General features: G+C 47.0%; 11 protein-coding genes. 5 read left to right on the top strand and 6 right to left on the bottom strand.

All coding sequences use genetic code 11. The annotated features are described in order from the left end of the window. Nucleotides 1-46 precede the first annotated feature (46 nt). The 4 genes from recQ to tig form a co-directional block, all read right to left on the bottom strand. Entirely contained in the window at nucleotides 47-2,248 is a 2,202-nt protein-coding gene (gene recQ / locus ING2E5A_RS10165; RefSeq protein ID WP_071137308.1) for a DNA helicase RecQ, read from the bottom strand. Between the two features lie 234 nt (nucleotides 2,249-2,482). Continuing rightward, nucleotides 2,483-3,724: an ATP-dependent Clp protease ATP-binding subunit ClpX gene (clpX, locus tag ING2E5A_RS10160; protein WP_071137307.1), complete on the bottom strand. Its 1,242-nt coding sequence runs from the start codon at nucleotides 3,722-3,724 to the stop codon at nucleotides 2,483-2,485. A 68-nt stretch (nucleotides 3,725-3,792) separates the two neighbouring features. After that, entirely contained in the window at nucleotides 3,793-4,467 is a 675-nt protein-coding gene (clpP, locus tag ING2E5A_RS10155) for an ATP-dependent Clp endopeptidase proteolytic subunit ClpP (RefSeq protein WP_071137306.1), read from the bottom strand. Nucleotides 4,468-4,600: 133 nt separating this feature from the next. Continuing rightward, nucleotides 4,601-5,974 carry a trigger factor gene (tig, locus tag ING2E5A_RS10150; RefSeq protein WP_071137305.1) on the bottom strand — a complete coding sequence of 458 codons (1,374 nt, stop codon included), beginning with the start codon at nucleotides 5,972-5,974 and terminating at the stop codon, nucleotides 4,601-4,603. 221 nt (nucleotides 5,975-6,195) lie between these two features. On the opposite strand from tig, the gene ING2E5A_RS10145 reads away from it, so the two are divergent. Further along, nucleotides 6,196-7,077: a CPBP family intramembrane glutamic endopeptidase gene (locus ING2E5A_RS10145; protein ID WP_161941989.1), complete on the top strand. Its 882-nt coding sequence runs from the start codon at nucleotides 6,196-6,198 to the stop codon at nucleotides 7,075-7,077. Continuing rightward, nucleotides 7,064-7,660, top strand: coding sequence for a DUF3109 family protein (locus tag ING2E5A_RS10140; protein ID WP_071138314.1), 597 nt, complete (start codon nucleotides 7,064-7,066; stop codon nucleotides 7,658-7,660). Before ING2E5A_RS10145 ends, ING2E5A_RS10140 begins: the two co-directional genes overlap by 14 nt. A 12-nt stretch (nucleotides 7,661-7,672) precedes the next feature. On the opposite strand, the gene ING2E5A_RS10135 is transcribed toward ING2E5A_RS10140, so the two are convergent. Continuing rightward, nucleotides 7,673-8,173, bottom strand: coding sequence for a DMP19 family protein (locus ING2E5A_RS10135; protein ID WP_071137303.1), 501 nt, complete (start codon nucleotides 8,171-8,173; stop codon nucleotides 7,673-7,675). A gap of 129 nt (nucleotides 8,174-8,302) precedes the next feature. Between ING2E5A_RS10135 and ING2E5A_RS10130 the strand changes: the two genes are divergently transcribed. Both ING2E5A_RS10130 and ING2E5A_RS10125 read left to right on the top strand, forming a co-directional pair. Next, on the top strand, nucleotides 8,303-9,547 hold the full coding sequence (locus tag ING2E5A_RS10130) for a DUF1015 domain-containing protein (RefSeq protein WP_071137302.1): 1,245 nt from the start codon (nucleotides 8,303-8,305) through the stop codon (nucleotides 9,545-9,547). A 4-nt stretch (nucleotides 9,548-9,551) separates the two neighbouring features. Then, nucleotides 9,552-10,742 (top strand): M20 metallopeptidase family protein, encoded by a 1,191-nt coding sequence (locus ING2E5A_RS10125; RefSeq protein ID WP_071137301.1) that lies wholly within the window; start codon nucleotides 9,552-9,554, stop codon nucleotides 10,740-10,742. A gap of 66 nt (nucleotides 10,743-10,808) precedes the next feature. Here ING2E5A_RS10125 and ING2E5A_RS10120 read toward each other — a convergent pair whose 3' ends face one another. Continuing rightward, nucleotides 10,809-12,023, bottom strand: a complete 1,215-nt coding sequence (locus ING2E5A_RS10120) for an ISL3 family transposase (protein ID WP_071135804.1) — start codon at nucleotides 12,021-12,023, stop codon at nucleotides 10,809-10,811. Between the two features lie 90 nt (nucleotides 12,024-12,113). On the opposite strand from ING2E5A_RS10120, the gene ING2E5A_RS10115 reads away from it, so the two are divergent. Beyond that, nucleotides 12,114-12,575 carry an Lrp/AsnC family transcriptional regulator gene (locus ING2E5A_RS10115; RefSeq protein WP_071137300.1) on the top strand — a complete coding sequence of 154 codons (462 nt, stop codon included), beginning with the start codon at nucleotides 12,114-12,116 and terminating at the stop codon, nucleotides 12,573-12,575. Nucleotides 12,576-12,607 lie beyond the last annotated feature (32 nt).

Below are 12,607 nucleotides of genomic sequence, written 5' to 3'. Positions count from 1 at the left end.
GTTTTTGATAAACGAAGAATCGAGATTGATAGTTCACCGGTTAGTGTTAATTCGCCATTTCCGAGAAGAACTTGATACGGACCAACCTGATCTCGGTCTCGGAGTAATCGGGAAGCTCGTCCATCGCTTTCTCCAGGTTATCGGTTTCAGCTTCACGGAAATAGTCGTAAATCTCGTTGATTGTGTCGGCGTCCATCACCTCTTCGAGGAAATAGTTGATATTTATTTTTGTACCCGAGTAGACAATTGCTTCCACTTCCGAAAGCATTTCGTTGAAATCGATACCCTTGGATTCGGCCAGATCGTCGAGGGCAACCTTCCTGTCGATCGCCTGTACAATCGATACCTTGAGCTTTGATTTGTTGGCTACAGTCTTTACCCGCAGATCTTCGGGACGGATAATCTCATTCTCCTCCACATGTTTCTTGATGAGTTCGATAAACTCCTGACCGTATCGTTTTGCTTTGCCGGCTCCAACGCCCGGTATATTTTGAAGTTCTTCCAGCGTGATTGGATAGGAGGTTGCCATAGCTTCCAATGAGACTGGCTGGAATATGACATACGGCGGCACGTTGAGTTTTTTTGAAATTTTCTTCCGCAAATCTTTCATCATTGCGTACAGAGCGGGATCTGCGGCGCCGGAGTTTCCTCCACCCGATGAGATTAAGCCCTCTTCTGATTCGAGTTCTTCGATATCGGGTTCATCTTCCTCGTCTTCTTTTGTGATTTTAAATGAAACAGGTTTTTTCAGGAATTCCTTTCCTTTCTTTGTGATTTTCAGAATTCCGTAATTTTCAATGTCTTTCTTTAAGTAATTGTCAAGCAGTGCCTGACGGATAACCGTTTCCCAAGTACTTTCCTCTTCATCCGATCCTGATCCGAACTCCTCAAGCTCGTTGTGTCCGAATGTCTCTATCTCGGACGTCTCCTTACCCAGTAAAAAGTTGATCAGATAATCGGCCTTATGCTTTTCCTTCAGCACAGAAATAGCCTCTAAAACGGTGACAAGTAACTCTTTAGCTTCCACTTTAACTTTTGGATTTAAACAATTATCACAATTTCCACAATTGGCTTCGTTATACTCTTCGCCGAAGTAATGTAGGAGCATTTTCCTGCGACATACCGATGTTTCGGCATAAGCGGCTGTTTCCAGCAGCAACTGCTTTCCGATCTCCTGTTCAGACACCGGTTTACCCTGCATGAACCGCTCAAGCTTCTGCAGATCCTTACTGGAGTAGAAAGCGATGCATTTACCCTCGCCTCCGTCACGTCCCGAACGGCCTGTCTCCTGATAGTAGCCCTCGAGACTTTTAGGTATGTCGTAATGGATTACATATCGCACGTCGGGTTTATCAATACCCATGCCGAATGCAATGGTAGCGACAATTACGTTGGCCTGCTCCATCAGGAAGGCATCCTGGTTGGCGCTCCGGGTAGCTGCATCCATGCCGGCATGATAGGGGAGGGCACGGATGTCGTTGGCTTGCAATATCAGCGTAAAGTCGTCCACTTTTTTACGGCTCAGGCAGTAGACAATGCCCGATTTGTTGCCCTGGGACAGGATATACTTGATGATCTCCTTGTCCACATTGTCGCTCTTCCTTCTTACTTCGTAATATAGGTTGGGGCGGTTGAACGACGACTTGAATACCTCCGCGTCGAGCATCCCCAATGTTTTCTGAATATCGTGTTGCACTTTCGGAGTGGCCGTTGCCGTCAGCGCGATTATCGGCCTGGGGCCGATTTCATTGATGATCGGTCTAATTCTACGGTACTCGGGACGAAAGTCGTGTCCCCATTCCGATATGCAGTGTGCTTCATCCACGGCATAAAACGAGATGGGTACATTTCGGAGAAAATCGATGTTCTCCATCTTGGTAAGTGATTCGGGAGCAACGTAGAGCAGTTTGGTTTTTCCCGAAACAATATCCTGTTTAACCTTCTCAATTTCCTGTTTGTTGAGTGAGGAGTTCAGAAAATGGGCAATGCCATCGTCCTCACTGAAATTACGCATGGCGTCAACCTGATTTTTCATCAGGGCGATAAGTGGCGAAATGATGATCGCAGTGCCCTTGGAAAGCAGTGCCGGTAACTGGTAACAGAGCGATTTTCCCCCACCGGTAGGCATCAGTACAAAAGTATCCTTTTCAGACAAGACACTTTCGATAATGGCTTTTTGATTTCCCTTAAAAGTGTCGAATCCGAAATATCTCTTTAGTTCTTCGTGCAGAGTTTTTTGTTTTTCCATAAGAGCAAATTACGCCACAAACTTAAAACATTCTCGTACTAATCGTACCAATGGAATAATGCAAATGTAAGAAAGTATTTTATATTTAAAAACAAATCCAATTCAAAAATAAGCACTAAATTCAGGAATAATAACCAAACAGACAAATACTGCTGTCAATCTTTACGGGACAAACAGAAACTATAAAACCCCTTCCTGGAACCCGGAAGGAAGATATTAGGAAAGTTGTGAGAATCAGGCTACTCTCAGGTGACGGAAATCCGATTTTTCAAAATGCTTCACTGCATATTCAAGCGTCACGTGCAGTTTTTTCTTCTCCTCGGATGGCAAATTGAACATCGCATCTATCATTATCGCCTCCACAATGGAGCGTAATCCGCGTGCACCGAGTTTGAACTCGATGGCCTTGTCTACAATGTACTCGTAAACCTCCTTCTCAATTGTGAGTGTAACACCATCCATCTGGAAGAGTTTTTCGTACTGCTTGATGATGGAGTTCTTGGGTTCGGTAAGGATTCTTAACAGGGCATCCCTGTCGAGTGGATCCAGGTAGGTCAGTATCGGTAACCGGCCGATGATTTCGGGAATTAGACCGAATGCCTTCAGGTCCATCGGGGTGACATACTTGAGCAGGTTGTTGCGGTCGATGTCGCTATTCCTTCCGCTGGCTGCATAACCCACCACGCGGGTATTCAGCCGGCTGGCAATCTTCTTCTCGATCCCATCGAATGCTCCCCCGCAAATAAAGAGGATATTCTTGGTATTTACCGCAATCATGCGTTGCTCCGGGTGTTTTCTTCCACCCTGCGGGGGTACGTTGACTACCGACCCTTCGAGCAGTTTCAGCAAACCTTGTTGAACACCCTCCCCGCTAACGTCACGGGTAATTGACGGGTTGTCGCCTTTTCTTGCAATCTTGTCGATCTCATCGATAAAGACGATCCCCCGTTCCGCAGCTGCAACGTCATAATCGGCAACCTGCAGCAACCGGGTAAGGATGCTCTCGATATCTTCACCCACATATCCGGCCTCGGTAAGTACGGTAGCGTCCACAATGGTAAAAGGAACACGCAGCAACTTGGCAATCGTTCTTGCCAGCAAAGTCTTTCCCGTGCCGGTGGCACCGACCATGATGATGTTGGATTTTTCGATCTCCACATCATCCTTCATGGTCTTTTGCAGGATTCGCTTGTAATGGTTGTAAACGGAGACAGAGAGAAACCGTTTGGCATTGTCCTGACCGATCACGTACTGGTCGAGAAACTCCTTGATCTGTTTGGGTTTGGGTAATGAGTTGAGTGAAATGTCTAGAGCAGATTTTCCGTTGCTCTTGAACGTCTCGTTCACGATCTCGTGTGCCTGTTCCGAGCACATGTCACAAATATAACCCGATATTCCCGAAATCAGCAAGTTTACATCGTTCTCACTTCTTCCGCAGAAACTGCAATGATTGCTGCTGTTTGCTTTTTTTGCCATTCTTCTTAAGAATATAATTGACTATTAGCTATTCAATGGTTGACGTTTGGCCGTAGTCGGTTTTCCGTTTACTTTTTTATCAAGACCTCGTCGATCATGCCATACTCCTTTGCTTCTGAGGCACTCATCCAGAAATCCCTGTCGGAGTCGCGCGATACCTCTTCGATGGACTTTCCGGTATGTTTTGAAATGATGGTGTTCAACTCCTGTTTTACCTTGGCAATCTCACGCGCGGTAATCTCGATGTCAGATGCCTGTCCCTGTACACCGCCCAACGGTTGGTGGATCATGACGCGTGAATGGGTCAGGGCGAAGCGCTTCTTGGGTGTTCCTGCAACAAGCAGAACTGCTGCCATCGATGCTGCCATCCCGGTACAGATGGTAGTTACATCGCTGGAGATGAACTGCATGGTGTCGTAGATCCCGTACCCGGCGTAGACCGAACCACCGGGAGAGTTGATATAGATGGAGATATCTTTTCCCTGGTCGGCAGAGTCTAGATAGAGTAGTTGTGCCTGGATGACATTGGCCGTATAATCATCGATCTGGGTCCCCAGAAAAATGATCCGGTCCATCATCAGGCGCGAGAATACATCCATCTGTGCGACATTCAGCTGACGTTCCTCGATAATGGTCGGTGAGATATATCCGCCGCTGGCGCTTATAACTTTTGCATAGCCGTCAAGTCGGGCACTGCTCATACCTAAATGTTTGACGGCATATTTTCTGAAATCGTTTTGCATACTCTTCTGGTTTTTATCAACGGTTTACATCCGATGGGAAATGCCGCAGCCGGCTTTACCGTTTGCTGCAGCATTGTTACAGAAACAAAGATATCTATTTTTGGAGATAAACTCCCTGTTTCAACTGAAGAATTTATTTTTCTTCCTTCTCTTCTGAAAAGAGTTTCTCAAAATCTTTAGACAGGATCTCCTTCTCGTTTACCTTTACGGTCTGCTTGAGCCACTCCATTACCTTGTTCTCGATCAGCTGGTCGTACATGTTTCTCACCGTGTTCTGGTCCTCAAGCATCCGCTTTACATAGTTCTCCAGTACATCGGCGGGAACATTGCTCATCCCGTATTGTGCAAATTGTGAACGGGCCACTTCAGCTGCAAAGGCTTCCATCTCCTCCTTCTCGACCTTGATCTGCTGATCTTTTACAATCTTTTCCTTCGACAGGTGGAACTTCAGGTCGTCGCAGATCTTCGGATAATCCTCCTCGATTGTCTCGGGGCTGTTTTTCTCGTTGGCGACCAGCAACCAACGTTTCAAAAAGGCATCGGGAAATTCAACGCCCTTCATCTTTTTCAGGACCAGCTCACGTGCGGCTTTCATAAAGAGGCTATCGGCTGCCGGCTTGAACTGGCTGCTCAACAGTTCGGCGATCTTTGTCCTGAACTCCTCTTCAGTTGAAACCACCCCTTCACCCAACACCTTGTCAAACAGTTCCTGATTCATCGTAGCCTCTTCGTATCGGGTTACTTCACGAATCTCGAAGGAGAAGTCGGAGTTGACGTGGGCCACATCCTCTTCGGATATCTGCAACAGTGAAGCTATCTCAACGGCGTTGTTATCGTAGGCTTTCGCGGGGCTGAAAACGATTGTGTCGCCAACCTTGGCACCTACAAACTGCTTCCTGATCTCTTCGTCCTTAATGTATGAAGGCATGATCATCCCGTTTTCAACCTCGATCAGGTTCTCCTTGGGTTCACCGTTATCGATTTCAGTAATTTTTCCCTTGATCAGGTCGGTGTCGGCCACCTCGCTCTCTACCTGCTTGTATGTGCCGTAGTTTTGCTTGTAGGCATCGATCTGCTTGTCGAGCAGATCATCTTCAACCTTGACGTTGTAGTAGGTCAGCGAGTCCCTTTTGTTGAGCGGGAGTTCAAATTCAGGAGCCAAAGCAATATCGAACTTGAATTCGAAGTTTTCATCCTTGTCGAAATCGATCGTTTTCTGTTCCTCTTCGTTTGGCAGCGGCTCACCCAGAATATTCAGTCCGTTATCTTTGATATAGTTGTATAGTTCGTTGCTTACCAGTTTGTTGATCTCGTCGGCAAGGATCGATTTCCCGTACATCTTTTGAATGATTCCCTTGGGAACTCTCCCTGGACGGAAACCCGGAATGTTGGCTCTTTGACGGAATTGGTTCAGCGACTTGTCAACGTTTTCCTGATAATCGTTTTTTTCCAATTCTATGGCTATGATGCCGTTTACATTGTCTGTTTTGTTGAGTGTTACCTTCATTTGAACTGTTTGTTTTACGCTTAATAAAGTTTGTTGCGATTTGAAAATCAATTGGTTTAAATAGAAAAACCAATTTTAGAAATTGGATGCAAAAATACGTTTTATATTGGTAACTGCAAAAAATATTTGAGGGTTAATTATTTAAACAATGTAAAATAACTCCATCGCATTCACCCAATTTTAACTATCTTTGCAGCCAGAAAACTAGAATGATGTCAAAAATGCTCGAGCATAGTGCGCAGCGGACAAAGGTTGCCTATCTGCTTCTGTTCTCCCTGATGGGTTCGTTTCTGGCGGGAGCGCTCCTCCATATGATCGGTATGTCATACCCTGCATTTACCGGAACCATCTGGTATTACCGGCTAACCATTCTTCTTCAGGATCTCCTTGTGATGTTCCTTCCGGCATATACTCTCTACCGGTGGATTGGAGGCACTCCGATGAAGAGGATGGGGTTGAAGCGGACGGGGAAACTGCCGCTGGCCCTTCTTGTCACATTGTTGGTTTTTGCGGTTTCATATCCCGGCATCGCAGTTGTAGCCCGTTGGAACGAACAGATGGTGCTTCCCGATGCGTTAAGGGGGGTGGAGAACTGGATGCGCCAGATGGAGGATGCCCTCAGGCAGCTTACCGACCTTTTTCTGTCGGGAGAGAGCTGGATCGACCTGCTGATGAACCTGTTTCTCGTCGCCGCCACCGCCGCGTTTGTAGAGGAGATCTTTTTCAGGGGAGCCCTGCAACAACTGCTCGAGAGGTGGTTCAGAAAGGGTCACTTGGCGGTATGGGTTACAGCTTTTATTTTCAGTGCCATTCACCTGCAGTTTTTCGGTTTTTTTCCCCGGTTGCTGATGGGGGCGGTTTTGGGGTACCTCTTCCTCTATTCGGGTAACCTGTGGTTGCCCATGCTCTATCACTTTGTTAACAATGCCTCTGTTGTCGTCATCACCTTTTTCTGTGGAGAGAACAATTTCCTGGAACAACTGGAGAAGAAGCCCCTGACGTGGGGAGCTATTCCGGTGATGATTGCAAGTGGGGTGCTGACATATTTCATTTTTTTACGCTTCAAGAGACTTATAGATGACCAAAAGCATGATTCAGATTAGAGACACTATATTATCGGACGATATTTTCGAAGAGCATTTTATTTGCAACCTAACCAAATGCAAGGGAGCCTGTTGTGTAGAGGGTGATTCCGGTGCGCCGCTCGAACGGAAGGAATTTGAACAGATACAATCGATACTGCCGGAGATCTGGGACGATTTGTCGCCTGCGGCCAAAGCCCTTATCGAGGAGCAGGGAATTGCCTATACCGACTACGACGGTGAGCTGGTGACCTCCATCATTAACGGCAGGGAGTGCGTCTTTACCTATTTCGATGCGGACGGAACATGCAAATGCTCCATCGAGAGAGCTTGGCGGGAAGGGCGCATTCGGGTACAGAAGCCGGTTTCGTGTCACCTATATCCCATCCGCCTGCAGAAGCTCGGTGAATATACCGCCTTGAACTACAACCGCTGGTCGATATGCAAGCCAGCAGTCAAACTGGGCAGAAGTGAAGGGGTGAAAATCTATGAATTCCTTCGTGAACCGCTGATCCGCCGGTTTGGCGAGGAGTGGTACAACGAGGTGTGTGAAGCTGCAAAGTTGCTGGAGGAGGAGAAAAACGCCACGTGTGGAGAGCCTTGAAACAGGGGCCGATTACTTTACAACCTGGGCAAAATCCTCTATATGCTCATCCACATATGAGGCGATGATGGAAGTCTCTTCTTCCTCGATCTCCATATATTTCTCCTCCAGTTCGTCGAACTGTTCAAACTGTTCGTACATCGCCATGAATTCCTCTTCGGTGGTGTCGCGTTCCAGTTCGCTCCGGTGCCCGTCGTAGATCTCCTTGGCCTTGTACAGGATTTTCGACAGCCTTTTGGCCCCCATCAGTTTCAAGGCCTTTGCAGTGGGATTATCAAAAACATACCCCCCGTATCCATTCTGGATCAACTGCACAAACCCACCTTCACGCACTTCATCCGTAAAGAACCGGAAAGCAAGAAGTGTATGCTGATAACCGTTCAGTTTTTCCATGTTTTCAGCAGTGACATTGCCGTCCAGTGCCGCCAGATAGGCATCGGTGAACAGGTTAAGGAAAGCATCCATGCCTTTGCCGGCAGCTTCGATGATAGCTTGTTCTTGAATTTGAATCATGTTGGAAATGTGTTGGATTTGACTGCGCAAATATAGCCACTTTTATTCGAAATTAACCGCGTGTCGGATGGCATTGTAGGTAAAAAAACTTTACTTTTGCACTGTAAACGAAATTTCATTCATTGAATTATGGCAATAATAAAACCGTTCAAGGGGGTTCGCCCACCCAAACAGTTCGTAAAGGAGGTTGCATCTCGTCCGTACGATGTGCTGAACTCCGATGAAGCTCGCCTGGAAGCCGAAGGAAACGAGAAGTCGCTCTACCGCATCATCAAGCCGGAGATTGAGTTTCCTGCCGGAAAAGATGAACACGACGCAGACGTTTATGAGAAAGCAGCCGAAAACTTCAGGCTGTTTCAGGAAAAGGGCTGGTTGGTTCAGGACGATAAGGAGATCTATTACCTCTACGCGCAGACCATGAATGGCAAAACACAATACGGTCTGGTAGTGGGAGCAAGCGTCGAAGACTACATCAACGGCCGGATCAAAAAACATGAACTTACGCGACGAGATAAGGAGGAGGACCGGATGAAGCATGTTCGTGTGACCGATGCCAACATCGAGCCGGTTTTCTTTGCCTATCCCTACAATCCGGAGATTGACGCCATCGTTTCCCGTATCATCCTTCAGGAGCCGGAGTACGATTTTGTTTCGGCGGATGGGGTGGGACACCATTTCTGGCTGATCGGCGGGGATGAGGAGATCAACCGGATTACCGGGATCTTTGCCACGATTCCCTACCTCTATATTGCAGACGGTCACCACCGCTCTGCCGCCGCAGCGCTGGTGGGTGCCGAGAAGGCGCGGAACAACCCCGATCACCGGGGTGATGAGGAGTACAACTACTTCATGGCGGTATGTTTTCCCGACAATCAACTGACCATTATCGACTACAACCGGGTGGTGAAGGATCTAAACGGATTGTCGCCCGACGAGTTTCTCCGTAAGCTGGAGAAGAATTTTGTTGTCGAGCCTGCCGGAACCGAAATACCTAAACCCCGTCATCTGCACAACCTCTCCATCTACCTCGACGGCCGTTCGTTCAGTGTAACAGCAAAACCGGGAACGTACAACGACAACGATCCCATCGGGGCGCTGGATGTGACGGTCACCTCGCAACTGATTCTAGATGATATCTTGGGAATCAAGGATCTACGTTCCGATAAGCGGATCGATTTTGTGGGTGGTATCCGTGGTCTGGGAGAATTGAAAAGGCGGGTCGATAGTGGAGAGATGGCCCTGGCCATTGCACTCTATCCTGTCTCAATGAAACAGTTGATGGATATTGCCGACTCCGGAAACATCATGCCACCCAAAACCACCTGGTTCGAACCGAAATTGAGGTCGGGACTCGTGATCCATAAATTATCGTAGTTTAGTGAATATCCATCAGAACATCCGTCAGCTTGTCGATGGTCTCTTCCCCGAGATCGTCCGTCACTACCGTTATCTGCACCAACACCCCGAGCTCTCGTTCCACGAAGAGAATACGGCAAGATATATAATGGAGTTCCTCGATGCCGAAAAGATTCCCTACCGGAGTCATATCGGCGGGAACGGGATTCTGGCCTGGGTTACCGGTGAAAAATCAGGAGACGGCGGAGGCTGCATCGCCCTGGTTGCCGATATGGACGCACTGCCGGTGCATGAGAGAAACGATGTGCCATACCGGTCGCTTACCGAAGGGGTAATGCATGCCTGCGGTCACGACTCCCACACCGCATCGCTGATGGGAACAGTCAAGATGGTACACCGGCTGCGCGGCGAGTTCTCCGGCACTGCACTCTTTGTGTTTCAACCCGGAGAGGAGCGGTCGCCAGGCGGAGCATCACTGATGCTGGATGATGGCCTGTTTTGTGACTTTAAACCCGACCTCGTGGTGAAGCAACACGCCTATGTGGATCTGCCTGCAGGCATGGTTGCCTTCCAGACCGGAACCGTGATGGCTTCGGCCGATGAGGTTCACATCAGGATAAAAGGGCAGGGAGGGCATGGTGCGTTGCCGCACGAACTGAACGACACCGTGCTGGCGGCGTCGAATGTCATTATTGCCCTGCAGCAGGTGGTGAGCCGGCGCAGGGATCCTTTCCAGCCGATGACACTCTCCTTCGGAAAGTTCATTGCCGACGGCGCAACCAACGTTATCCCCTCGGAGGTCATACTTGCCGGTTCGCTCAGATGCATGGACGAAAACGAGCGTCGACGGATGCTCGGTGCCATTCCGCAAATTATCGATTCGGTTGCCGCCGCTTACGGATGCACCTCCGAGGTTGTCATACCTGGAGGTTACCCGTGTACGGTGAGCCATCCCGACATCACGGAAAAGGTTCGTCTGCAGGCTGTCGACTTTTTGGGTGAAGCCGCCGTTGCAACATATCCGGTCCGCATGACCGCAGAAGATTTCGGCTTTTTCTCGCAACGGTTTCCCTGTTGCTTCTACCGGTTCGGTGTGGCCCCGGCAAACGGTCTCTGCGGGAAGCTCCACTCCTCCACCTTTCTCATTGACGACAAGGCGCTGCTGACCAGCTCGTCGCTATTCGCATTTATTGTTATTGACACCCTTAAATAGTAATAATTTGTACGTTTATTGCTAACAGAATGCTGTTTTTTTATATATTTGTAGAAAAAATAGGTTCTATATGAAATACTGTGGGTAGTCAAATTTGAGTTTGCCACAGGTAAAGTAAATCATGTTAATAAAATTCCGGGAGTTTCTATAACCCCTTGCTCTTTTTTTAGCCAATTGAATTTTTGAGTTTATTCCTTCGAGTATGCCATTTGAGATTTTACTCTTTATATATCTCACAATGCCTCTCCAGTGGGCTTTAATGGTATTTACCAATCGGATAAAAGGTTGTATTTTAGATTCCATGGCAAAGTCACACCAAAAGGCCAAATAGCTTTCTGCTTCTTCCGTGTCCTTTATCTGCCAAAAGTCCTCAAACATTTCTTTAAGCCAATATCCCTGCCCTAGCTTTGGATACATCTCGAGTAGTATATCCTTCTCTGTTTGTAGTTTGTCGCTCAATTTCTTTTTCAGAAAAGTATACTTATGTCCTTTCAGCAGCTCATTTCCTGTTCGTTCTAATTTACGGAGTTCATCCATCGCCTTATTGACCTCTTTTACCACGTGAAACTTATCAAATGTTATTTGACTCTCTGGAAGATACGCTGTGCAACCCGCGATAAAAGAGGGTGACATATCTATACAAACATCTTCGATTTGAGTGGTATCTACATGTTTGCTTTCTAAATACTTTACGCTCTCTTCGATACAATCAGAACCTTTGCCCTGACAGGCGTAAAGTACACGCCGTTCGTTCAAATCGACCAAATGTGTGATGTAGTTATGCCCCTTCTTCTGTGAAGTTTCATCAAAACCGATTTGAGTTAAGTTTTCAGGGATATCTTTTTTATGTGCACGTTCTACCCAATAATTGAAAATTCCCCAGATACGTTGTGCGTAAACCTTTAACGTGGAAGCAACGCTGCTTACAGGCATTTCTTTCTCTATCAGCAACATAGAGAACGCTTCAAACAATAAAGTGAAACCACTTCCTTTTCGTGCCCAAGGTACACTTTGAACCTCCGTCTTGCCGTCAGATTGTTTTACCCGGGGTATGCGCGCATGCAAATAGCAGCGATACTGGAAAAAATTCAGATGTTGCCATGTATGATCGCTACTGTCATAAGCTGTATAATAAGCTCCGTCGGGCATTAAAAACTTTGAGCCTCGCTCAAAGTCTATGTGGATATCCAACTGTGATATGCTTGGATCAATATCTATTTTGGTAATGATCCACGGTTTTTCCAAACCTAATGCTAAAGTGAAAAGTGCTATTGAATTCATTCCACAAAGTTAATTCAATTTTAATTTACCCATACAATATCATATAGAACCAAAAAATATCCCTTTTTATAATAAATTAAAAGTAAACCAATGGCTTATCACGATTTAGACGAGCTGGATGCAAAGATCCTGAAACTGATTGTAAACAATGCGCGAACCCCTTTCCTTGAAGTTGCCCGCGAGTGTGGCGTTTCCGGAGCAGCTATTCACCAACGTGTACAGAAACTGATCAACCTGGGCGTTATCAAAGGGTCGGAATTTATTCTCGATTCGGAGAAGATCGGTTACGAAACTTGTGCTTATGTAGGATTATTTCTGGTCTCTCCCTCCTCCTTCGATGGTGTAGTGAAAGAGCTGGAGAAGATTCCCGAAGTGGTGGAGTGCTATTATACCACTGGTCAGTACGACCTGTTGATCAAGGTTTTTGCAAAGAACAACAAGGACCTGCTCCGCATTATTCACAATCAGCTTCAACCGTTGGGACTGGCCAGAACCGAAACGCTGATGTGTTTTAAAGAGGCTTTTCGCAAGAAACTCCCTATCGATTTTTAGTAACTGTTTCCAACAACTTTATTTCAAATTCA

Origin of the sequence: Petrimonas mucosa (assembly GCF_900095795.1) — a bacterium.
Classification (GTDB): domain Bacteria; phylum Bacteroidota; class Bacteroidia; order Bacteroidales; family Dysgonomonadaceae; genus Petrimonas; species Petrimonas mucosa.
This window is presented reverse-complemented; position numbering and strand designations above follow the sequence as displayed.